Here is a 21,922-nt window from a genome sequence, read left to right as displayed (position 1 = left end):
GGCGGCGATGACCGGCGAGACGCGCAAGACCAGGGTGGCAGTCGTCTTCGGCGGGCGGAGCGCGGAGCACGCGATCTCCTGCGTGTCGGCCGGGAGCGTGCTCGCCGCGCTGGACCCGGAGCGCTACGAGGTGGTCCCGGTGGGCATCACCCGGGACGGCCGGTGGGTGCTCCACGACGGCGCGGCCCTGGCCATCGAGGGCGGGGAGCTGCCCGAGGTCGGCGACGGCACGGCCGTCTCGCTGGTCGGCGACCCGGCCGGGCGGGGCCTGGCGGTGCTCGAGCCCGGTCAGGCCATCGGCCGGCTCACCGAGGTCGACGTCGTCTTCCCGGTGCTGCACGGCGCCTACGGCGAGGACGGCACGATCCAGGGGCTGCTGGAGATGTCCGGGCTGCCCTACGTCGGCTCCGGGGTGTTCGCCAGCGCGGCCTCGATGGACAAGGAGTTCACCAAGAAGCTGCTGTCCGCCGCCGGGATCCCGCAGGGCGACCACGTGGTGCTGCGCGACGCCAGCGGCGCGATCTGCCCCGACCCGGACGTGCTGGACGAGGCGGCACGGGAGCGGCTGGGCCTGCCGGTCTTCGTCAAGCCCTCCCGGGCCGGGTCCAGCATCGGGATCACCCGGGTCACGGACTGGGCGCAGTTCCCCGCGGCGGTGGCGACCGCGGCCGCGGTCGACCGCAAGGTGGTCGTGGAGGCCGCCGTCCCCGGCCGGGAGATCGAGTGCGGCGTCCTGGCCCGGCCGGGCGGCGGGCTGCCCGAGGCCAGCCTGCCGGCGGAGATCCGGCTGCGGCCGGGCACCGAGTGGTACGACTTCGACGCCAAGTACCTCGAGGACGCCGTCGAGTTCGACGTCCCCGCCGACCTCACCGCCGAGCAGACCGCCGCGGTGCAGGAGATCTCCCGCCGGGCCTTCCTGGCGATGGACTGCCGCGGGCTCGCCCGGGTCGACTTCTTCCTCTCTGCCGACCCCGCGACCGGGGCCGACCGGTGGGTGGTGAACGAGGTGAACACGATGCCCGGGTTCACGCCCATCTCGATGTTCCCGCGGATGTGGGCGGCCACCGGCGTCAGCTACCCGGAGCTGGTCGACCGGCTGGTGTCCGGTGCCGGGCTGGACGGCGGGTGACCTCCCGGCTGCTGCGGACCGTGGCGGCCCCGCTGCTGCTGCTCACCCCGTGGTGCACCGCCTGCACGTCCCAGGAGGCCCCCGCGGCCGGCCCGGCGTCGTCGTCGGCGTCCGCCGCCGTCCCGTCCGACGCCGCGGGGCTCGAGGCCCTGCTGGTCGACGCGGTGCCCTCCGGCCTGCCGCTGGTGCCCGACGACGAGCTCGACCCGCCGGCGGGCGCCAAGACGATCGACGACGTCGCCCGGTACGGCGACGACGCCCAGCGGCAGCGGCAGGTGCTCAGCGACTACGGGTACCAGCGCGGCTGGGAGCGCTTCTGGCGCGCGGACGCCGCGTTGACCAGCGTGTTCCTGGACCAGTTCCGGGACGAGGGCGGTGCGGGGTCCTACGCGGAGGACCTCGCGCGCAACGACGCGGAGTACTACGGCGGGCTGACCGACAGCGCCCCGGACGACCTGCCGGCCGGCTGCGTGACCATGGCGCGCGACGAGCCCGCGCCCGACCAGGGCCTCGCCGGTCCCGCCGCCTTCGCCTGGTGCGCCTCGGGGGTCTTCACCGTCTCGGTCGCCGCGGTCGCGGCGACCCCGGCTGACGCCTGGGCGGAGCTCGTCGCGGTCACCGTCGCCCAGCTGGACGGCCTGCCGTCCGGCTGATGAAGGACCCCCGTGCCCCCCGCCACTCGCAAGCTCGCGGCGGGCCCCTGCACGGGGGCCGTGGAGACGTTCACTTGCCGGGCGTGGGGGTGACGTAGGGCAGGGCCGTGGCGATGATCGGGCACAGCGCGGTCACCGAGGCGCTGTCGGTGCTCGTCGGCACCGACACCTGGACGGGCACGTTCCGGTCGACCGTCGTCCAGACGACGACGTCGGGGTCGGAGTCGTCGACGAACCACTCGACGCCGGAGATGACGATCGTCGAGGTCCCCACGACGTGACCGGCCGGCGGGTCGACGCCGCACACCAGCACGACCGCCGGGTCGCCCCAGGCGTAGGCGTAGGGGGTGTCGGAGTCGACCAGCCGGGAGGTCTCCCCGGCCAGCTCCAGCGGCAGCTGGCCCATCAGCACCGGGCAGGCCAGGTCCGCCGCGGGCGTGACGTCGGGGGTGTCGACCTGCACCGGGGGCAGGTCCCCCCGCGGCGCGGACGTCGTGCCCGAGACCTCGGCCACCGCGGACCCGGCGTCGGCGGGCTCGTCGTCGCGCTGCAGGTCCACCAGCACCAGCAGCACGGCCACCACCGCCACCAGGACGGCGAGGGTCACCAGCGCCGCCCGGCGCAGCAGCCGGTCCGAGGGGTTCGGCGTGCTCAGGAGCTCAGAGGTTGACGACGGGGCAGGTCAGCGTGCGGGTGATCCCGTCGACCGACTGCACCCGGGCGACGACGAGCCGGCCGAGCTCGTCGACGGTGTTCGCCTCGGCCCGGACGATGACGTCGTAGGGGCCGGTGACGTCCTCGGCCTTCGTCACGCCGGCGATCTCGCTGATGCTCGCGGCGACCGCGGCTGCCTTGCCGACTTCGGTCTGGATCAGGATGTAGGCGTGGACCACGGGTTGACCTTCCTCGGGCGCAGGCCTGCTGGGCAGCGGACCGGCCAGCAACGTTACCGAGCCGCAGGGGACGGCGCGTGACGCGGCCCCGCCCGCTCACGCCCCGGTCCGATCCGGCGGACACCGCCGGGGCCGTGGGGGAGTTCCCGCTCATCGCCCGGGTGGTCGCCCGGTCGGGCACCGCGGCGCTGGCCGACGTCGGCCCCGGCGACGACGCGGCCGTGCTGCGCACGCCCGACGGCAGGGTGGTGGCCTGCACCGACGTCCTGGTCGAGGGCCGGCACTTCCGTCGTGACTGGTCCTCCGCCGAGGACGTCGGGCACAAGGCCGCCGCGGCCAACCTGGCCGACGTCGCCGCCATGGGCGCGGCGCCCACCGCGCTGCTGGTCGGGCTGGCCTGCCCCGCGGACACCCCCGCGGCGTGGCTGGAGGGCGTCGCGGTCGGCATGGCGGCGGAGTGCGCCCCGTTCGGCGCCGCGGTCGTCGGCGGCGACACCTCGGCGAGCGCGCCGGACTCCTCGGCCGTCGTCCTGTCGGTGACGGCGCTGGGCGACCTCGGTGGCCGGGCGCCGGTCCTGCGTTCCGGCGCCCGGCCGGGGGACGTCGTCGCGGTGGCCGGCCGGCTCGGCTGGTCGGCCTGCGGGCTCGCGGTGCTCCGCCGGGGCTTCTCCGCGCCCGCCGCGGCGGTGGGTGCCCACCGCCGCCCGCTGCCGCCGTACGCCGCCGGTCCGGCAGCCGCCGACGCCGGGGCCACCGCCATGTGCGACACCAGCGACGGGCTGCTCGCCGACGCCGGCCACCTCGCCACCGACAGCGGCGTCGTCCTGGACCTGGACCGCGCCGTGCTGCGGGAGACCTTCGTGGTCGGGCCGCTGCCGCAGGTCGCCGCGGCGCTCGGCGGCGACCCGCTGGTCTGGGTCCTCACCGGCGGGGAGGACCACGCCCTGGTGGCCACCTTCCCCTCCGACGTCGGGCTCCCCGAGGGGTGGACGAGGATCGGCGTCGTGCACGAGGCGACGGAGGACGGACCCGGGGTCCGGGTGGACGGGGTGCCCGCCGCGCAGGTGGCGGCCGAGCTGGGGGAGGAGACCGGTCATGTCCACTTCGGCTGAGCCGCGTCCGGTCCGGCTCCGCGCCGTGGGGTACGCCGACCCGGTCGCCCAGCACCTCGTCGAGCGGGTGCAGCAGGAGTACGTCGTCCGCTACGGCGGCTTCGACGAGGCCGTCGTCGAGCCGGCCGAGTTCTCCCCGCCGCTGGGGCTCTTCCTGGTCGCCGAGGTCGACGGGGTGCCTGCCGGCTGCGGTGGCTGGCGGTCGCTCGGGGACGGCGTGGCGGAGGTGAAGCGGATGTACGTGGAGCCGGCGTTCCGCCGGCGCGGCATCGCGGCGGTGGTCCTCGTCGAGCTGGAGCGCTCCGCCTCGGCGGCCGGCCACCGGCAGCTGGTGCTGAACTCCGGTGACCGGCAGCCCGAGGCGCTGGCGCTCTACGACCGCGCGGGTTGGGTGCCCGTTCCCGGGTACGGGGTGTACGCCGACGCACCGGACGCGGTCTTCCTGGGCAAGGACCTGGAAGTCGGGCAGCCCGAGGAGGACGACGCATGGGCGTCGTGACCGTGTCGGCGTCCTTCGGTGCCGGCGGTGCCGAGATCGCCCCGGCCGTCGCCCAGCGCCTGGGGCTGCCCTTCCACGACCGGGTCATCCCGGCCCAGGTCGCCGGGCGGCTGGGGGTCCCCGTCGCCGAGGCGGAGGCCAACGACGAGACCGTCACCCGCGGCCTGTGGCGGCTGGTGAGCTCGCTGGGCACGATGCCCGACCCGGTCGGCGGGGTGCTCCCGACGTCCGCGCTCCCCGACGAGCGGGCCTACCGGGTGCAGACCGAGCGGGTGCTCGGCGAGATCGTCGAGGGACCGGGTGGGGTGGTGCTCGGCCGGGCGGCGGCGATGGTGCTGCGGGACCGCCCCGACGTGCTGCACGTGCGGCTGGACGGGCCGCCGGGGCGGCGGCTGGCCGCCGCGGTCGCGCACTCCGGCCGCCCGGAGGACGAGGTGCGCCGCGAGCAGGAGGCCGCCGACCGGGCCCGGGTCGCCTACGTGCGGCACTTCTACCGCTGCGACCCGGCCGAGTCCCGGCACTACCACCTGGTGGTCGACAGCACGGCCCTGCCGCACGACGCGGTGGTCGAGCTGGTGGTCACCGCCGCCCGCGCCCGCGGCATCGGCACCTGAGCACGCAGAAGACCCCGGAGGCCATCGAGCCTCCGGGGTCTTCGTCGCGCTCTTCGGCCCCGTCCAGAGGCTCGCCCCGAGCGTGCGAGGGGCGAGGAGGACGGGGTCCTTGTTCAGCCGCGGACGACCTTGCCCGCGCGGATGCAGGAGGTGCAGGCGTTGATGCGGCGGCGGGTGCCGGCACCGACGACGGCCTTCACGGCCTGGATGTTCGGGTTCCAACGGCGCGGCGTACGGCGGTGCGAGTGGGACACCGACATGCCGAAACCGGGGCCCTTGCCACACACGTCGCACACGGCAGCCACGGTCGATCACTCCCAGAGAATTGGTCCAACTGAAGTCAGGTCGCGGTGCCGCTGGAGGCCCGAGGGCAGACACCAGCCACGCACACGCTGGACACCACTGTAACCGGTGTCCGGGACCGCTGTCGGCCCACCCCGGCCCGGCGGCCCGGGTGGGCACGCGTGGACCGGTCCTGTCGGCGACCCCCGGTACCCTGCCGGGCGTGCTGAGGGCGCTGGACGACGCCGCGGTCGGCCGGTGGAGTCGTGCCGTCGTCGACAGCCTCGGCGCGGCCCGCGGCCGGCTCGACGAGCTCAACGTCTTCCCGGTGCCCGACGGGGACACCGGCACCAACCTGCTGCTCACCGCCGCGGCCGGGCACGCGGCCCTGGACGCCGCCCTGCAGGCCGCGCGGGACGACGGCGGCCGGCGGCCGGAGTCGCCGTGGGCGGTGCTCGCCCGGGGTGCGGTGCTCGGGGCCCGCGGCAACTCCGGCGCGATCCTCGCCCAGCTGCTGCGCGGTCTCGCCGACGGGCTGGCCGACACCCCCGAGGTCGACGGCGAGGTGCTCGCCACGGCGCTCACCAGCGCCTCGCGGACCGCGTACGGCGCCGTCGCCGACCCCGAGGAGGGCACCTTCCTCACCGTGGCGCGGTCGGGTGCCGAGGCCGCGGCCGCCGCGGTGGCCGCGGGGCGGACCGGGCTCGCCGACGTCGTCCGGGCGGCCGCCGACGGCGCGCTCACCGCGCTGCAGGCCACCACCGGCCAGCTCGCCGCGCTCCGGGACGCCGGGGTCGTCGACGCCGGGGGCGCGGGCTGGTGCCTGGTGCTGGACGCCCTGGTCGGCACGGTGACCGGGGTGGCGCCGGTCCGGCCTCCGCTGGGCGGCCGCCCGGCCCGCCCCCGGCGGCCCCCGGCCGTGGTGCCCGGCCCGCCGGCTCCCGGTCCCGGCAGCGAGGTGCAGTTCCTGCTCGCCGACTCCGACCCGGACGCCGTCGCCCGGCTGCAGGCCCGGCTCGCCGAGCTCGGGGACTGCCTGGTGGTGGTCGGCGTCGACACCCCCGCCGGACGCGAGTGGAACGTGCACGTGCACGTCTCCGACGTCGGGGCCGCGCTCGAGGCCGGCATCGAGGCCGGCCGGCCGCACCGCATCTCGGTCACCGCGCTGGCGCCGCCGCGCCCGCCGGCCGCGGCCCCGGGCGTCCGGGCGGTCGTCGCGCTGGCCTGCGCGGCCGGGCTGGCCGAGCTGTTCGCGGGGGAGGGCGTCGCGGTCCTCACCGCGCCGGTCGACGAGGTGCACGAGGACGACGTGCTGGGCGCCGTCCTCGGCACCGGCGCCGAGCAGGTCGTCGTGCTGCCCAACGCCGCCGCGGCGATCGCCCCGGCCGGCCGGGCCGCCGACCGCGCCCGCGCCGAGGGCCGGGACGTGGTCGTCGTCCCCACCCGGTCGCCGGTGCAGGGGCTGGCCGCGCTGGCCGTCGCCGACCCGGCCCGCCGCTTCGGTGACGATGTCGTCGCGCTGGCCGAGGCGGCCGCGGCCACCCGCTGGGCCGAGGTCACGGTCGCCGACCAGGAGGCCCTCACCTCGGCCGGGCGGTGCGCCCCCGGCGACGTGCTGGGCAGCGCGGAGGGCGACGTCGTCGTGATCGGCGCGGATCCCGCCACGGTGGCCCGGGACCTGCTCGACCGCCTGCTCTCGGCCGGCGGGGAGATGGCGACCCTGGTCGTGGGGGCGGACGCCGCCCTGGGCGACGCCGTGTCCGCGCACCTGGCGGCGGCGCACCCCACGGTCGAGGTGGTCCGGTACGCCGGTGGTGCCGGCGCCGTGCCGCTGCTGGTGGGGGTGGAGTGATGGTGACCATGGACACCGACCTGGTCCGGGTGCTCGGTCCCAAGACCGCGAAGGTGATGACCGACCAGCTGCAGCTGCGCACCGTGCGCGACCTGCTGCGGCACTACCCGCGCCGCTACGCCCGGCGCGGTGAGATGTCCCGGCTCGACGACCTGCAGGTCGGCGACCGGGTGACGGTGCTGGCCCAGGTCAAGAGCGTCAGCACCCGCAAGATGCAGCGGCGCCCCGGCACGCTGACCGAGGTCACCGTGGGCGACGGCGCCGGGAGCATGCGGCTGGTCTTCTTCAACCACCGGCACGCCCACCTCGCCGTCGGCGAGTGGGGGCTGTTCGCCGGCTCGGTGGGGAAGTGGCAGAACGACCTGCAGTTCACCCACCCGGACTGCCACATCATCACCGGGGACGACGACGACTGGGCCCGCGCCCTGGTGCCGATCTACCCGGCCAGCAAGGACGTCTCCAGCTGGGTGATCCAGAAGTCGGTCAAGCTCCTGCTGGACGACCGGCGCTCGCTCGAGGCCCTGCTTGACGACCCCATCCCCGAGCCGGTGCGCGACCGGCACGGCCTGCCGTCGCTGGCCACGGCGCTGGTCTACAAGCACCGTCCCGAGTCGGTGGCCCAGGTCGAGTTCGCCGACGAGCGGCTGAAGTGGGACGAGGCGCTGGTGCTGCAGTGCACGCTCGCCGCCCGTCGCCGGGCTGCCGCGCTGGAGCCCGGCATCGAGCGACCGCGGCGCAGCGGCGGACTGCTGGACGCCGTGGACGCCGCGCTGCCGTTCTCCCTCACCGAGGGGCAGCGGGAGGTCGGCGAGGAGCTGGCCGCCGAGCTGGCCCGGGTGCAGCCGATGAACCGGCTGCTGCAGGGCGAGGTCGGCTCGGGCAAGACCGTCGTCGCGCTGCGCGCGATGGCCCAGGTGGTCGACGCCGGTGGCCAGGCGGCGCTGCTGGCGCCCACCGAGGTGCTCGCCGCGCAGCACGCCCGCAGCCTGGCCGCCATCCTTGGGCCACTGGCCCGGGCCGGTGAGCTGGACGGCGACCCGGCGGGCACCCGGGTGGTGCTGCTGACCGGGTCGCAGAAGGCCGCCGCCCGGCGGGAGGCCCGGGCCGCGGTCGCCGACGGCAGCGCCGGCATCGTCGTCGGCACCCACGCGCTGCTGCAGGAGGGCGTCGAGTTCGCCGACCTCGGCCTGGTCGTCGTCGACGAGCAGCACCGCTTCGGCGTCGAGCAGCGGGACGCGCTGCGCGCCAAGGGCACCCGCCCGCCGCACGTGCTGGTGATGACGGCGACGCCGATCCCGCGCACGGTGGCCATGACCGTCTACGGCGACCTGGAGACCTCCACGCTGCGCCAGCTGCCCGCCGGCCGGGGCGGGGTCTCCAGCTCCGTGGTCCCGGTGAAGGACAAGCCGGCCTGGCTGGACCGCGCCTGGGCCCGGGTGCGGGAGGAGGTCGCGGCCGGGCGGCAGGCCTACGTCGTGTGCCCCCGGATCGGCGACCTGGAGGACACGGCCAAGGACGACGACGGGCCGGACGACGCCGACGGCGCCCCGCCGGAGGACGCCGGCACCAGCGACCGCCGCCCGCCGCTGGCCGTGCTCGACGTCGCCGAGGGCCTGCGCTCGGGCCCGCTGTCGGCGCTGCGGGTCGAGGTGCTGCACGGCCGGATGCCCCCGGAGGAGAAGGAGGCCCGGATGCGGGCCTTCGCCGCCGGCGAGGTCGACGTGCTGGTCGCCACCACCGTCGTCGAGGTCGGCGTCGACGTGCCCAACGCCACGGTGATGGTGGTGATGGACGCCGACCGGTTCGGCGTCAGCCAGCTGCACCAGCTGCGCGGCCGGGTGGCGCGGGGCGAGCACGCCGGGCTGTGCCTGCTGGTCACCGAGGCGTCCAGCTCGTCGGCGACCGGCCAGCGGCTGGCCGCCGTCGCCGGCACCACCGACGGTTTCGAGCTGGCCCGGCTGGACCTGGAGACCCGCCGGGAGGGCGACGTGCTCGGCGCCGCGCAGTCCGGCCGCCGCTCCAACGTGAAGCTGCTCTCGCTGCTGGACGACGAGACGCTGATCGCCGAGGCGCGGGCCGAGGCGACCGCCCTGGTCGAGCAGGGCGGGGGCCTCGCCGACCACCCGGAGCTGGCCGCCGCGGTCGCCGCACTGGCGATGGACGAGCGCGCCGACTACCTGGAGAAGGCGTGAAGGACCTCGCCCTCCTCATCCCTCGCAAGCTCGGGACGGGCCTCTGGACGGGGCCGCACGACTGGACGAGGCGGACGGCATGACCAGGTTGATCTCCGGAGTCGCCGGCGGGCGGCGGTTGAAGGTCCCGCGCGCCGGGGTGCGGCCCACCGGCGACCGGGCCCGCGAGGGCCTGTTCAACTCCCTGGGCTCGCTGCTGGACCTCGACGGCGTCCGCGTGCTGGACCTCTACGCCGGTTCCGGGGCGCTCGGACTGGAGGCGCTGTCCCGCGGCGCGGCCGAGGCGGTGTTCGTGGAGTCCGGCGGCGGGGTGCTGCCGGTGCTGCGCGACAACATCGCCGCGGTGGACCTGCGCGGCGCCGTGGTGCTGGCCGGCAGCGTGCCGACCGTGGTCGCGGGGGCGGCCCCGGCCGGCTTCGACCTGGTCTTCGCCGACCCGCCCTACGCAACCCCCGTCGAGGAGGTCCTCGGGGTGCTGGACGCGCTCGTCGGCAACGGCTGGCTGGCCCCGGACGCCGTGGTCGTCGTCGAGCGGTCCAGCCGGGAGCAGGCCTGGGAGTGGCCGACACCGCTGATCGGAGTCCGTGATCGTCGGTACGGGGAGGCGGTGCTCCGGTACGGTCGTCTGTCGTGAGGCGAGCGGTCTGTCCCGGTTCGTTCGACCCGGTCACCAACGGCCATGTCGACGTGATCGCGCGCGCCGCTGGCCTGTACGACGAACTGGTCGTCGCGGTGCTGGTCAACCCCGGCAAGGCGGGCCTGTTCGACGTCTCGGAGCGGATGGCCCTGCTGCGTGAGGCGGTCGTCGACCTGCCCAACGTCACCGTGGACAGCTTCGAGGGCCTGCTGGTGCACTACTGCCGCGACCGGGACATCCCGGTGATCGTCAAGGGCCTGCGGGCCGTCGGCGACTTCGAGTACGAGCTGCAGATGGCCCAGATGAACCGCGAGCTGGCCGGCGTCGAGACCCTGTTCGTGCCGACCGCGCCCCAGGTCGGCCACCTGTCCTCGAGCCTGGTCAAGCAGATCGCCAGGTTCGGCGGCGACGTCTCGTCGCTGGTCCCCAAGGGGGTCAACGACCGGCTGGTCGCGCAGTCGAGGGAGAGGCAGCGGCCATGACGGAGGTGGTCTACCGGCTGTACGAGACCGTGGACGAGCTGACCACGGTGATCGAGAACGCCCGCAGCGTGCCGATGTCCTCATCCTGCATGGTGCCGCGCGACCACCTGCTCGACCTGCTCGACGAGCTGCGCGAGTCCCTCCCCGAGGAGGTGCAGCAGGCCGGCGCCATCGTCGAGCAGCGCACCGAGATCCTGCAGCAGGCCCAGGCCGAGGCCGAGCGGCTGACCGGGCGCACCCGCAGCGACAGCGAGCAGGTCGTGGCCAACGCCCGCCGCCAGCGCGAGGAGCTGATCGGCACCGCCCGCCGGCAGCGCGACGAGATCCTCACTCAGGCCCAGGCGGAGGCCGACGAGCTGCTGGCCGAGGCCGAGGCGGAGGCCGAGCGGCTGGTCGCCGAGGCCCGCCGGCTGCGCGAGCAGCTGCTCGCCGACGGGCAGCGCCAGCAGGACGAGCTGGTCGCCGCCGGTGAGGTCGAGCACGAGCGGCTGCTCACCGAGACGGAGGTCTACCGGACGGCGGTCGACCGGGCCGACGCCCTCGGCGCGCAGACCGCCGCCGAGGTCGCGCGGATGCGCGCGGAGGTCGACGACTACGTCGACACCCGGCTCGCCGACTTCGGGAACACGCTGTCGCACATGATGCGTTCGGTGGAGAAGGCGCGCACGAACCTGCGCACGCCCTGACGCGACCGCGTGCGTCCCGAGGCCGGGACGGGGCCGGCCGAGGATCGGGTAAGCTCGACCTCCGTCCGGCCGCTGCCGTCCCGTGCGCTCCCGGCGAACCCACCATCGACGACGACGAGTACTGACATGTCTGCTTCCCCTGCACCGTCCCCCGGCGCCGCGTCCACGGACGCGCAGCGCCCCGCCGCCGACCCCGCGACCCGCTCGGTCGCCGAGAAGGCCGCGGAGAAGGCTGCTGCCAAGGCGTGGACGGTCGACCTGCGCGAGCTGGGCCGGCGCGCCGGGACCATGCGCGAGTGGGACAAGACGCTGCCCGCCCGTCCCGGCTGGGGTGTCGAGATGATCGGCGTCCCCGAGGGCGCACCGGTCCACCTGCACCTCCGGCTCGAGTCCGTGATGGAGGGCGTGCTGGTCAGCGGCACCGTCGACGTCCCGGTGACCGGGCAGTGCGCGCGGTGCCTGGACCCCGTCGAGGACACCTTCGAGCTCGACGTCCAGGAGCTGTACGCCTACGAGGGCAGCACCACCGAGGCCACCAGCGGCGAGGACGAGGTGCGCCGGATCGAGGGCGACACGCTCGACCTGGCTCCGCTGGTCCGGGACACCGTCGTCCTCACCCTGCCGCTCTCGCCGACCTGCACGCCGGACTGCGCCGGCCTGTGCGTCGACTGCGGTGAGCGCCTGGACGACCTGCCCGCCGACCACTCGCACGAGGTGATCGACCCCCGGTTCGCCGGGCTGGCCGCGCGCTTCGCCGACCTGAACGACAGCACTGCGAACGACGCCGACGGGGCCCAGCCGGGCTCCGGGAGCACCGACACCGAGGAGAACTGATCATGGCTGTCCCGAAGCGGCGCACCTCGCGCAGCAACACCCGCTCGCGCCGGTCGCAGTGGAAGGCCACGGCCCCGACCCTGGCCCCCTGCCCGAACAAGGCCTGCGGCGAGCTCAAGCCCCCGCACATCGCGTGCCCGACCTGCGGTCAGCACGACGGCCGTCAGGTCCTCGCGGTCTGACCCTGCGCACCCGCACCATGGCGCAGCCGACCTCTGCTCCGGCGTCCTCGGTGGCAGGCTCCCCGGCGGGGAGTCCGTGACCGAGGACGCCGGCGGTCGTCTGCCCGCCGGCCCCGAGCACGCCGCGAACTCCGCCCGCTGGCTCGCCGGCGCCCTGGGCGTCGAGCTGCCCGCGGCGCTGCTGGAGCTGGCGCTGACGCACCGGTCCTACGCCTACGAGCACGGTGGCCTGCCCACCAACGAGCGCCTGGAGTTCCTCGGTGACTCGGTGCTCGGGTTCGTGGTGACCGACGAGCTCTACCGGAGCCACCCCGAGCTGCCCGAGGGCCAGCTGGCCAAGCTGCGCGCCTCGGTGGTCAACATGAACTCGCTGGCCCGCGTCGCCCGCGCCCTCGGCGAGGGCGGCATCGGCCCGCACCTGCTGCTGGGTCGTGGCGAGACGACCACCGGTGGGCGGGAGAAGGACTCGATCCTCGCGGACGCCCTGGAGGCGCTGATCGGCGCCCTGCACCTGGGGCAGGGGCTGGACACCGCGTCGGGGATCGTGCACCGGCTGTTCGACCCGCTGCTGGCCGAGTCGGCCACCCGCGGCGCTGCGCTGGACTGGAAGACGAGCCTGCAGGAGCTCGGTGCCGGCCAGGGCCTGGGTGCCCCGGTCTACGACGTCGAGGACGAGGGGCCTGACCACGCCAAGACGTTCACCGCCGTCGTGCTGCTGGCCGGCCAGGTCCGCGGCAAGGGCACCGGGCGCACCAAGAAGGCCGCCGAGCAGGAGGCCGCCGAGGCGGCGTGGCACTCGCTCACGACGGTGGCCGACGGCGGACCTGCGGGCGCCTGACGTGCCCGAGCTGCCCGAGGTCGAGGTCGTCCGGCGCGGCCTGGAGCGCTGGGTCGCCGGCCGGACCATCGCCACCGTCGAGGTGCACCACCCGAGGGCGGTCCGCCGGCACCTCGAGGGGACCGAGCACTTCGTCGCTGCGCTGACCGGCCACACCCTCACCGCCGCCCACCGCCGCGGGAAGTACCTGTGGTTGCCGGTCGCCGAGGCCGACGGCACCCCCACCGGCCGCGCGCTGGTCGCCCACCTGGGCATGAGCGGGCAGCTGCTCGTGGAGAAGCCCGACGAGGCCGACGAGGTGCACCTGCGCGCACGCTTCCGGTTCACCGACGGCGGCCGCGAGCTGCGCTTCGTCGACCAGCGGACCTTCGGCGGGCTGGCGGTGGAGGAGGGCGCGGGCGCGGACCCCGCCGACGTCCCGCCGCGGCTGGCGCACATCGCCATCGACCCGCTGGACGACGCCTTCGACGTCGATGCCTTCAGCGCCGCGCTCCGCCGCCGGCACACCGAGGTCAAGCGTGCGCTGCTGGACCAGACCCTGATCGGTGGGGTCGGCAACATCTACGCCGACGAGTCGCTGTGGCGCGCCCGGCTGCACGGTGCCCGGCCCACCGACAAGCTCACCCGCGCCCAGGTCGCCGACCTCCTGGAGGGCGTCCGCGACGTGCTCGGGGAGAGCCTCGCCCAGGGCGGCACCTCCTTCGACTCGCTCTACGTGGACGTCAACGGGCAGAGCGGGTACTTCTCCCGGCACCTGGCGGTCTACGGACAGCTGGACCGGCCGTGCCCCCGGTGCGGGACCCCGATCCGCCGGGAGTCGTTCATGAACCGGTCCAGCTACAGCTGCCCGCAGTGCCAGCCGCGCCCTCGCGCCCGTCGCGCATGAGCGCCGTCCGGGTCGTCGCGCTGGTCGAGGGCCACGTGCAGGGCGTCGGCTACCGCTGGTTCGTCCGCGGGACGGCGACCGCCCGCGGGCTGGCCGGGTCGGCGACCAACCTGCCCGACGGGCGGGTCGAGGTGGTCCTCGAGGGCCCGGCGGACGACGTCCGGGCGGTGCTGGCCGAGCTCTCCGGACCACGGGCGCCGGGTGCGGTCGCGGGCGTGCAGCAGCGCGACGACGTGGTGCAGGGGGTGCCCGGCTTCACCGTCGGGTGACCAAGACGACATCCGCCCGACACCCGCCAGGGGTGGTCGCGCCGTTGACCCAGGTCGAAGCGGCTGTCACCCTGAGAGCACCAACCCGCGCAGACCGCCCCGGCGGTGCGAGGGACCCACTCCTGCACGTGAAAGGCCGCTGAGACATGGCCAAGGCCCTGTTCGGTTCGATCGTCGCTCCGCACGAGCTTCGAGTAGCCGAGGAGAACGCCGCCCTGCGCGCGAAGGTGCGCCGTCTCGAGGAGGAGATCGCCGTCCTCCGCGAGGAGCGGGACGCCACGATCGCCCGCGAGCTGCTCACCATGGCCCACGAGTCGGCCGCGCCCGCCCTCGCCTGACGAAGGACCCCCTTCCTCCCCACCCTTCGCACGCTCAGGGTGGGCCCCTGGAAGGGGGCCGTTCCAGCAGGTCACCTCGCTCGTGGTGGGCCCCCGCGGCGGGGCCGTGGGCCGACGCGGCACAGCGTCACCACGCACCCCTCTGATCACGCGATCGAGGGGCGATCGGCACGCTCTCGGTCATCATGGGGCGACCCTGCGCTGAGCAGGACTGTCGTACCCCTCCAGGAGTCTCTCCACCGTGCACCTGTCCAGCCTGACGCTCAAGGGCTTCAAGTCCTTCGCGTCGCCGACGACGCTCCGCCTGGAGCCCGGCATCACCGCCGTCGTCGGCCCGAACGGCTCGGGCAAGTCCAACGTCGTCGACGCGATCGCCTGGGTGCTCGGCGAGCAGGGCGCCAAGAGCCTGCGCGGCGGCAAGATGGAGGACGTCATCTTCGCCGGTACGGCCGGTCGGCCGGCGCTGGGCCGGGCCGAGGTCACGCTGACGATCGACAACGCCGACGGCGCGCTGCCGATCGACTACACCGAGGTGTCGATCACCCGCCGGATGTACCGCTCCGGTGAGAGCGAGTACGAGATCAACGGGGACAAGGTCCGGCTGCTCGACGTCCAGGAGCTGCTCAGCGACTCGGGCATCGGCCGGGAGATGCACGTCATCGTCGGGCAGGGGCAGCTCGACGCCGTCCTCTCCGGTCGCCCGGAGGACAGGCGCGCCTTCGTCGAGGAGGCGGCGGGCGTCCTCAAGCACCGCAAACGCAAGGAGAAGGCGCTCCGCAAGCTCGACGCGATGCAGGCCAACCTCGACCGGCTGGGCGACCTGACCGCCGAGCTGCGCCGTCAGCTCAAGCCGTTGGGCAAGCAGGCCGAGGTGGCCCGCCGGGCGGCCGGGGTGCAGGCCGACCTGCGGGACGCGCGGCTGCGGCTGCTCGCCGACGACCTGGTCGGGCTCCGCGACGCCCTCGACGCCGACGTCGCCGACGAGACCGCCGCGCGCGCCCGCCGGGCGGTGGTCGAGGCCGCGCTGGGCGAGGCCTCCCGCACCGAGTCGGCCCTGGAACGGCAGCTGGCCGCCGACGCCCCCGCGCTGGCCACCGCCCAGGACAGCTGGTACCGGCTGTCCACCCTGGCCGAGCGCTTCCGCAGCGTCGGCCAGCTGGCCGCCGAGCGGCACCGCCACCTGGCCGCCGCGCCGCCGGCCGGTCCCACCGGCCGCGACCCGGACGCACTCGACGCCGAGGCCGAGCGGGTCGAGGCGACCGAGCGCGAGCTCGCCGAGTCGCTGGAGGCCGAGCGCGCCCGGCTGGCGACCGCCGTGGCGCTGCGGGCCGAGGTGGAGACGGCGCTGGGCGAGGCGGAGCGGGCGCTGGTCGCCGCAGCCCGTGCGCTGGCCGACCGCCGCGAGCAGCTGGCCCGGCTCTCCGGGCAGGTGGCCGCGGGCCGGTCGCGTGCCGCGGCCGGCGAGGCGGAGATCGACCGGCTCGCCGCTGCGGCCACGGAGGCCGCCGACCGGGCCGAGGCTGCCGCGGAGCGGCTGGAGGCCCGGCGCGCCGAACTGACCGAGGACGCCGGCGGTGACGAGGACCTCGCCGCAGCCCACGCCGCCGCGGTCGCCGCCTCCGCCGAGGCCGCCCGCACCGTCGCCGAGCTGACCGCGGCCGAACGCGCTGCCGAACGGGACCGCGCCGGCTGGCAGGCCCGCCGCGACGCGCTGGCCCTCGGGCTCGCCCCCGCCGACGGCGCGGCCGCCGTGCTCGCCGCCGGCCTGCCCGGGGTGCTCGGCCCGGTCCCCGACCGGCTCACCGTCGCGCCGGGTGCCGAGGTCCCGATCGCCGCCGCGCTGGGCGGGCTGGCCGACGCGGTGGTCGTCGCGGGGGTCGCCGAGGCCGCCGACGTGCTCGCCCACCTCGCCGGGACCGACGGCGGGCGGGTGGGCCTGCTGGTCACCGGCGGCCTGCCCCCGGTCGCCCGGGACGGCTGGCCCGAGTTGCCCGAGGGCGCTCGCTGGGCCCTCGACCTGGTCACCGCACCCGCCGAGCTCGGTCCGGCGCTGGCCCGCGCGCTGGAGCGGGTCGCCGTCGTCGGCGACCTGACCGCCGGCGTGGCGCTGGTGCGCACCCACCCGCGGGTCCGGGCGGTCACCGGGTCCGGTGACCTGCTGGGCGCCGACTGGGCGGTGGGCGGGCAGGTGAACGCCCCGTCGGGGCTCGAGGTGCGGGCCCGGGTCGACGAGGCCGCGGCCGAGCTGGACCGCGCCGCGGCCACCGCCGCCCGGCTGGCCGACGAGCTGGCCGACGCCCGCGAGGTCGCGGGGCAGCGCTCCGCCGACGTCGACACCGCGCTCACCGCCCGGCAGGCCGGTGAGCGGGCGCGCTCGGCCGCGGCCGCCGAGCTCGCCGAGCTGGGTGCCGCCGCGCGCTCCGCGGTGGCCGAGGCCCAGCGGCTGGACGCCGCCCGGGTGCGGGCCGAGCAGGCCCGCGACGCCGCGGTCGCCGGGCTGGTCGAGCTCGAGGAGCGGCTGACCGCCGCCGAGGCGGCGCCGCTGGAGGAGGAGCCGTCGACCGACGAGCGGGACCGGCTCCGGGCCGAGGCCGCCGGTGCCCGGCAGGCGGAGACGGAGGCCCGGCTCGCGGTGCGCACCGCCGAGGAGCGGGCCCGTTCGCTCACCGGGCGGGCCGAGTCGTTGCGGCGCCAGGCCCGGCAGGAGCGGGCCGCGCGCGAGCGGGCCGCGGCGGCCCGCGTCGCCCGGGAGCGCGGCGCGCGCGTCGCCGCGGCCGTGCGTCGCGGCGCGGAGGAGGCGCAGGCCGCGCTGAGCGCGTCGCTGGCCCGTGCGGTCACCGAGCGCGACGCCCTGGCGGAGGCCCGCACCGGCCGGGAGGCCGAGCTGCTGGTGGTCCGCGCCCGGGTCCGGGAGCACACCGCGGAGCTGGACCGGCTCACCGACGAGGTGCACCGCGACGAGGTCGCCCGCGCCGAGCAGCGGCTGCGGATCGAGGCCCTGGAGGCGCGCGCCGCCGAGGAGTACGGCGTCGACCTGCCCACCCTGGTCGGTGAGTACGGCCCGGCCGCACTGGTGCCGCCGACCCAGGCGCAGGTGGCTGCGGCCGCCGAGGCGGGCGACCCCGAGCCCCAGCCGGTCGGCTACGACCGCGCGGTGACCGAACGCCGGGCCGCCCGCGCCGAGCGTGACCTCGCCGCGCTGGGCAAGGTGAACCCGCTGGCCCTGGAGGAGTTCGCGGCGCTGGAGGAGCGGCACACCTTCCTCGCCACCCAGCTGGAGGACCTCAAGAACACCCGGCGGGACCTGCTCACCGTCGTCCGCGAGGTCGACGCCCGCATCCACGAGGTGTTCGCCGAGGCGTTCGCCGACACCCAGCGCGAGTTCGCCGAGGTCTTCTCGATCCTCTTCCCCGGCGGCGAGGGACGCATCCACCTCACCGACCCCGACGACCTGCTGACCACCGGGGTCGAGGTCGAGGCGCGCCCGCCCGGCAAGAAGGTCAAACGGCTGTCGCTGCTGTCCGGCGGTGAGCGGTCGCTCACCGCCGTCGCGCTGCTGGTGGCGATCTTCCGGGCCCGCCCCTCGCCGTTCTACGTGCTCGACGAGGTCGAGGCCGCGCTCGACGACGTCAACCTGGGGCGGCTGCTCACCCTCGTCGAGCAGCTCCGCGGCAGCTCGCAGCTGATCGTCATCACGCACCAGAAGCGGACCATGGAGATCGCCGACGCGCTCTACGGCGTGAGCATGCGCGGCGACGGCATCACCGGCGTCATCAGCCAGCGTCTGCGGGAGCTCCAGACGGCCTAGCGGCCGGTGCGACCACCAGGTCGACCAGCAGCGGGTGGTGGTCGGAGGAGGCCGAGCCGTCGAGCACCCGGGCGTCGGCGACCGAGACCCCCGGGGAGACCCACACCTGATCGATCCGCACCCGGGGTCGCCGCGCCGGGTGGGTCAGGCCCCGGCCCCCGCGCAGCGAGAACCGGCCGGCCTGGTCGCTGCGGTCGGTGGCCAGCTCCCACGCGTCGGCGAACCGCTCGCGCAGCGCGTCCAGCTCGGGGGCACCGGCGTCGGCGTTGAGGTCACCGACCACCACCGTCGGCGGGCCCCCTGGCCCCTGCAGACCGGCGATGGTGGCGGCCTGCGCCGCCCGGTCGGCGGCCGACTGGCTGGACAGGTGGGTGGTCACGACCTCGAGCTCGCTCCCGGCGAGCTGCAGCCGGGCGCGCAGCGCGCTGCGTGGCTCGCCGCTCCCGGGGAGGGGGTGGACCTCGGAGCTCCGCACCGGCAACCGTGACAGCAGTGCGTTGCCGTACTGCCGCCGCTCCGCCCGGCCGCCCCGGGAGGCCTCGTCGATCGACGGTGCCCAGGCGAGCTCCCGGTCCAGCGCCTCGGCCAGCAGCCGCGCCTGGTCGACGAACTCGCTCCGCCCACCGAAGTGCCGGTCGACCTCCTGCAGGCAGATGACGTCGGGATCGGCGTCGTCGAGCAGCCGGGCCACCCGGACCAGGTCGTGCCGGCCGTCGTCCCCGACGCCGTGGTGCAGGTTGAAGGTGACCAGTCGGACGGCGCTCATCCGGAGATCGTCTACGACAGCCGGGTGTCCAGCACCTGGGTGAAACGGGGTGTGCCGTCGTCCTCCCGGCTGGTCGCCCACAGCAGGAACCGGGCGTCCCGGCCCTCCAGCAGCAGCTCGCCCAGCTCGTTGCCGAAGAACGGCCCGGCCTGCTTCCGCCACTGCAGCGGGCTGCGCTCCACCCGGGCCAGGGCGCGCAGGCCGCCGGTGATGGCCCGCGCCCAGCGGCTCCAGCCGACCTTGAACCCGATCTCGATGGCGTGCGGCGCGGAGTTGTGCAGCGGCGAGACGGTCAGCTGGTGCACCCGGGTGTCCAGACCGCCGGGGTCCACCAGCTCCGCGGCGTAGGCGTGGTGGACGTCGCCGGAGAGGACGAGGGCGGTGGCCGGCGGGCGGCCCAGCTCGCCCCGGCCGAGCGACACCAGCGCCCGGCCCAGCCGCTCGAACGACCCCCCGAACGCCGCCCAGTGCTCCAGGTCCGCCGCCTGCCGGAGCTGCTCGGCGAGCCGGCCCAGCGGCTTGCCGGCGTGCCGGACCGACAGCGTCTCGTTCCAGCGCTCCAGGTCGTGCACCGAGTGGGGGAGCAGCCACGGCAGCGAGGTGCCGATCAGCAGGTGCTCGACGCCGTCGTCGACCGCGTTCCGCATGGCGGCCTCGACCCAGTCGAACTCCGCGTCGTCGAGGATCTTGCGGTCGTCCTCCTCCAGCACCCGCCCGGCCCGGCTGTCCAGCATGATCAGCCGCGCCGAGCCCCAGTGCCGGACGAAGCTCCAGCGCACCGACCGCGGCTCGGTGTCGGCCTGGTGGGCCATCGCGTCCAGCATCGGGCCGGCGTCCCGGGACTCGCTGCCCTGGATGGCCTGCCACAGGTCGTTCTCGGCGAGCTCGTTGGGCGAGAGGTTGCCCAGGTGCTGGTAGACCCAGTAGCTCGTCAGCCCGCCGGTGATCCGCTTCTCCCACCAGTCGGTCGGGGTCACCTCCGCCCGCCACGCCGCCGAGGTGTTCCAGTCGTCGATCATCTCGTGGTCGTCGAAGACCATGGACGACGGGATGTTGGACAGCAGCCAGCGGACCTGCGGATCGCTCCAGGACTCCGAGTAGAGGCGGGTGTACTCCTCGTAGTCCGCCGCCTGGGCGCCGGGCGGCTGGGACAGGTCCCGGCGCTGGGACACCCACTCCGTCGTCGCCGGGGTGAGCTCGTCGGCGTACACCTGGTCGCCGAGCAGCACGAGCGCGTCCGGCCACTGGTCCTCGGGGGTGTCGGCGATCTGGCGCGCGTAGCTGTCCAGCGCGTCCGGCGGGATGGCGTCACGGACGTCGGCGGTGGTCGGGGTGGCGTACCGGCAGGAGCCGAAGGCCAGCCGGAACGCACCCGGCCGGCCCGCGGTGCGGATCCGGCTGGGCGGGAAGGCCGAGTGCGCCTGCGGCCAGACCTGCGCCCCGTCCAGGTGCACCTCGTAGGGCGTGGTGGAGCCCGGCTCGAGGCCCTCGACGACGACCAGCGCGTAGTGGTGGCCGTTCACGCAGAAGGTGCGGGCCCGCCGGCCGAGGACCGCGACCTCGCACGGACGGTCGGTCTCCACCCAGATGGTGGCGGACACGGGGTCGACGTGCCTGACCAGCGGGCCGAGCAGCAGGAGCGGGCGAGTGCCGGCGGTGTCGGGCATGGGCACAGCCTGCCGCATGACCCCGGTCCGCCGCCCCGACCGCGATGTGGGAGGGCTGGGAGACTGGTGGGCATGGAGTTCGTGCTGATCGCCCTCGCGATCCTGGTCGTCGCCCTGATCACCGGGGTCAGCCTGCTCGTCGGCCGGGGGCGCCGGACCCTGCGGCTGGACGACGACGCGGCCGCCGGCACGACGCTGACCCGCCCGCCGATCGCCCCGGACCCGACGTCCGGGGCGACCGCGGCCGACCTCTACACCGGGCCGCCGGCGCCGACCGTGCCGGCGGAGGCCGAGCCGGAGGCGCCCGTCGAGCTGCCGCCGGCCGAGCCCGAGCCGGGGCTGGTCTTCGAGACCCCGCTGCCCTCGGCCGGCCGGCTGGTCAGGCTCCGCTCCCGGCTGGCCCGCTCGCAGTCCTCCCTCGGCCGTGGCCTGCTCACGGTGCTGGCCCGGGAGAGGCTGACCGAGGACGACTGGGAGGAGGTCGAGGAGACGATGCTCGCCGCCGACATCGGGGTGGGTGCCACGACCCAGATCGTGCAGCGGCTGCGGACCCAGAGCATGGTGCTCGCCACCGCGTCCGGCACCCAGCTGCGCGACCTGGTGGTGCGCGAGCTGACCGCGGTCCTGGGCCCGGACCTGGACCGGACGCTGCACACCGACCGGCACGACGGCCGGCCCGCCGTCGTCCTCGTGGTCGGGGTCAACGGCGCGGGCAAGACGACGACGGTCGGCAAGATCGCCCGGGTCCTGGTCGGCGACGGCAAGAGCGTCGTCCTCGGCGCCGCCGACACCTTCCGCGCCGCGGCCGCCGACCAGCTGGAGACGTGGGGCGAGCGGGTGGGCGTGCTCACCGTGCGCGGCCGGGAGGGCGGCGACCCGGCATCGGTGGCGTTCGAGGCGGTCCGCACCGGCATCGAGGGCGAGGTCGACGCCGTCCTGGTCGACACCGCCGGCCGGCTGCACACCAAGTCCGGCCTGATGGACGAGCTCGGCAAGGTCAAGCGGGTCGTGGAGAAGCACGGGCCGGTCGACGAGGTGCTGCTCGTGCTGGACGCCACCACCGGGCAGAACGGCGTCGTGCAGGCGCGGGTGTTCACCGAGGCGGTCGACGTGACCGGCGTCGTCCTGACCAAGCTCGACGGCACCGCCAAGGGCGGCATCGTGGTCTCGGTCCAGCGCGAGCTGGGCATCCCGGTGAAGCTGATCGGGCTGGGGGAGGGGCCGGACGACCTCGCGCCGTTCGAGCCGGAGGCCTTCGCGGAGGCGATCGTCGGGGGGTGATCGTCGGGGGGTGATCGTTGGG

General features: G+C 75.8%; 23 protein-coding genes. 18 read left to right on the top strand and 5 right to left on the bottom strand.

The genetic code is table 11. The features are described from left to right. Window positions 1–7: 7 nt before the first annotated feature. A complete protein-coding gene (locus FHL80_RS11160; protein ID WP_138733490.1) occupies window positions 8–1,129 on the top strand; it encodes a D-alanine--D-alanine ligase family protein in 1,122 nt (373 codons plus the stop codon). Beyond that, the gene (locus FHL80_RS11155; protein WP_138733489.1) at window positions 1,126–1,782 is read left to right on the top strand and encodes a hypothetical protein; all 657 of its coding nucleotides are present in this window, start codon (window positions 1,126–1,128) and stop codon (window positions 1,780–1,782) included. The genes FHL80_RS11160 and FHL80_RS11155 overlap by 4 nt, the downstream gene beginning before the upstream one ends. A 70-nt stretch (window positions 1,783–1,852) precedes the next feature. On the opposite strand, the gene FHL80_RS11150 is transcribed toward FHL80_RS11155, so the two are convergent. After that, on the bottom strand, window positions 1,853–2,389 hold the full coding sequence (locus tag FHL80_RS11150) for a DUF3515 domain-containing protein (protein ID WP_246078611.1): 537 nt from the start codon (window positions 2,387–2,389) through the stop codon (window positions 1,853–1,855). 52 nt (window positions 2,390–2,441) lie between these two features. Then, complete coding sequence (locus FHL80_RS11145; protein WP_014742398.1) at window positions 2,442–2,675, bottom strand: Lrp/AsnC ligand binding domain-containing protein; 234 nt, start codon at window positions 2,673–2,675, stop codon at window positions 2,442–2,444. A 77-nt stretch (window positions 2,676–2,752) separates the two neighbouring features. Between FHL80_RS11145 and FHL80_RS11140 the strand changes: the two genes are divergently transcribed. From FHL80_RS11140 to FHL80_RS11130, 3 genes are read left to right on the top strand one after another with little or no spacing between them, the layout of a single operon-like run. Next, entirely contained in the window at window positions 2,753–3,787 is a 1,035-nt protein-coding gene (locus FHL80_RS11140) for a thiamine-phosphate kinase (RefSeq protein WP_138733487.1), read from the top strand. Beyond that, window positions 3,771–4,286, top strand: coding sequence for a GNAT family N-acetyltransferase (locus FHL80_RS11135; RefSeq protein WP_138733486.1), 516 nt, complete (start codon window positions 3,771–3,773; stop codon window positions 4,284–4,286). The genes FHL80_RS11140 and FHL80_RS11135 overlap by 17 nt, the downstream gene beginning before the upstream one ends. Continuing rightward, a complete protein-coding gene (locus FHL80_RS11130) occupies window positions 4,274–4,900 on the top strand; it encodes a cytidylate kinase-like family protein (RefSeq protein WP_138733485.1) in 627 nt (208 codons plus the stop codon). The genes FHL80_RS11135 and FHL80_RS11130 overlap by 13 nt, the downstream gene beginning before the upstream one ends. A 113-nt stretch (window positions 4,901–5,013) precedes the next feature. Here the strand turns inward: FHL80_RS11130 and rpmB are convergent, their stop codons facing one another. Next, window positions 5,014–5,196, bottom strand: coding sequence for a 50S ribosomal protein L28 (rpmB, locus tag FHL80_RS11120; protein ID WP_439331091.1), 183 nt, complete (start codon window positions 5,194–5,196; stop codon window positions 5,014–5,016). Between the two features lie 209 nt (window positions 5,197–5,405). Between rpmB and FHL80_RS11115 the strand changes: the two genes are divergently transcribed. The 12 genes from FHL80_RS11115 (at window position 5,406) to smc (ending at window position 18,186) form a co-directional block, all read left to right on the top strand. Further along, the gene (locus tag FHL80_RS11115; RefSeq protein WP_138733484.1) at window positions 5,406–7,034 is read left to right on the top strand and encodes a DAK2 domain-containing protein; all 1,629 of its coding nucleotides are present in this window, start codon (window positions 5,406–5,408) and stop codon (window positions 7,032–7,034) included. Continuing rightward, the gene (recG, locus tag FHL80_RS11110; RefSeq protein WP_138733483.1) at window positions 7,034–9,226 is read left to right on the top strand and encodes an ATP-dependent DNA helicase RecG; all 2,193 of its coding nucleotides are present in this window, start codon (window positions 7,034–7,036) and stop codon (window positions 9,224–9,226) included. The genes FHL80_RS11115 and recG overlap by 1 nt, the downstream gene beginning before the upstream one ends. A 79-nt stretch (window positions 9,227–9,305) precedes the next feature. Continuing rightward, the gene (gene rsmD / locus FHL80_RS11105) at window positions 9,306–9,860 is read left to right on the top strand and encodes a 16S rRNA (guanine(966)-N(2))-methyltransferase RsmD (protein ID WP_138733482.1); all 555 of its coding nucleotides are present in this window, start codon (window positions 9,306–9,308) and stop codon (window positions 9,858–9,860) included. Continuing rightward, entirely contained in the window at window positions 9,857–10,345 is a 489-nt protein-coding gene (gene coaD, locus FHL80_RS11100) for a pantetheine-phosphate adenylyltransferase (RefSeq protein WP_138733481.1), read from the top strand. Before rsmD ends, coaD begins: the two co-directional genes overlap by 4 nt. Continuing rightward, window positions 10,342–11,031: a hypothetical protein gene (locus tag FHL80_RS11095; RefSeq protein WP_138733480.1), complete on the top strand. Its 690-nt coding sequence runs from the start codon at window positions 10,342–10,344 to the stop codon at window positions 11,029–11,031. The genes coaD and FHL80_RS11095 overlap by 4 nt, the downstream gene beginning before the upstream one ends. 126 nt (window positions 11,032–11,157) lie before the next feature. Beyond that, the gene (locus FHL80_RS11090; RefSeq protein ID WP_138733479.1) at window positions 11,158–11,865 is read left to right on the top strand and encodes a YceD family protein; all 708 of its coding nucleotides are present in this window, start codon (window positions 11,158–11,160) and stop codon (window positions 11,863–11,865) included. Window positions 11,866–11,867: 2 nt separating this feature from the next. Further along, on the top strand, window positions 11,868–12,047 hold the full coding sequence (gene rpmF / locus FHL80_RS11085; RefSeq protein WP_014742387.1) for a 50S ribosomal protein L32: 180 nt from the start codon (window positions 11,868–11,870) through the stop codon (window positions 12,045–12,047). Between the two features lie 76 nt (window positions 12,048–12,123). Next, window positions 12,124–12,885 carry a ribonuclease III gene (rnc, locus tag FHL80_RS11080; RefSeq protein WP_246078610.1) on the top strand — a complete coding sequence of 254 codons (762 nt, stop codon included), beginning with the start codon at window positions 12,124–12,126 and terminating at the stop codon, window positions 12,883–12,885. A 1-nt stretch (window position 12,886) separates the two neighbouring features. Then, a complete protein-coding gene (gene mutM / locus FHL80_RS11075) occupies window positions 12,887–13,771 on the top strand; it encodes a bifunctional DNA-formamidopyrimidine glycosylase/DNA-(apurinic or apyrimidinic site) lyase (RefSeq protein ID WP_138733478.1) in 885 nt (294 codons plus the stop codon). Then, entirely contained in the window at window positions 13,768–14,040 is a 273-nt protein-coding gene (locus FHL80_RS11070; RefSeq protein ID WP_138733477.1) for an acylphosphatase, read from the top strand. Before mutM ends, FHL80_RS11070 begins: the two co-directional genes overlap by 4 nt. Before the next feature lie 146 nt (window positions 14,041–14,186). Continuing rightward, window positions 14,187–14,378, top strand: coding sequence for a hypothetical protein (locus FHL80_RS11065; protein WP_138733476.1), 192 nt, complete (start codon window positions 14,187–14,189; stop codon window positions 14,376–14,378). A gap of 241 nt (window positions 14,379–14,619) precedes the next feature. Beyond that, on the top strand, window positions 14,620–18,186 hold the full coding sequence (gene smc / locus FHL80_RS11060) for a chromosome segregation protein SMC (RefSeq protein WP_138733475.1): 3,567 nt from the start codon (window positions 14,620–14,622) through the stop codon (window positions 18,184–18,186). On the opposite strand, the gene FHL80_RS11055 is transcribed toward smc, so the two are convergent. Together FHL80_RS11055 and FHL80_RS11050 are read right to left on the bottom strand one after the other, a co-directional pair. After that, the gene (locus FHL80_RS11055; RefSeq protein WP_138733474.1) at window positions 18,152–18,952 is read right to left on the bottom strand and encodes an endonuclease/exonuclease/phosphatase family protein; all 801 of its coding nucleotides are present in this window, start codon (window positions 18,950–18,952) and stop codon (window positions 18,152–18,154) included. The genes smc and FHL80_RS11055 overlap by 35 nt on opposite strands. Window positions 18,953–18,963: 11 nt before the next feature. Then, the gene (locus FHL80_RS11050) at window positions 18,964–20,619 is read right to left on the bottom strand and encodes an alkaline phosphatase D family protein (protein WP_138733473.1); all 1,656 of its coding nucleotides are present in this window, start codon (window positions 20,617–20,619) and stop codon (window positions 18,964–18,966) included. Between the two features lie 72 nt (window positions 20,620–20,691). On the opposite strand from FHL80_RS11050, the gene ftsY reads away from it, so the two are divergent. Next, window positions 20,692–21,900, top strand: coding sequence for a signal recognition particle-docking protein FtsY (ftsY, locus tag FHL80_RS11045; protein WP_138733472.1), 1,209 nt, complete (start codon window positions 20,692–20,694; stop codon window positions 21,898–21,900). Window positions 21,901–21,922: the final 22 nt, after the last annotated feature.

Source organism: Modestobacter excelsi (assembly GCF_005930495.1).
GTDB classification, from domain to species: Bacteria; Actinomycetota; Actinomycetes; order Mycobacteriales; family Geodermatophilaceae; genus Modestobacter; species Modestobacter excelsi.
This window is presented reverse-complemented; position numbering and strand designations above follow the sequence as displayed.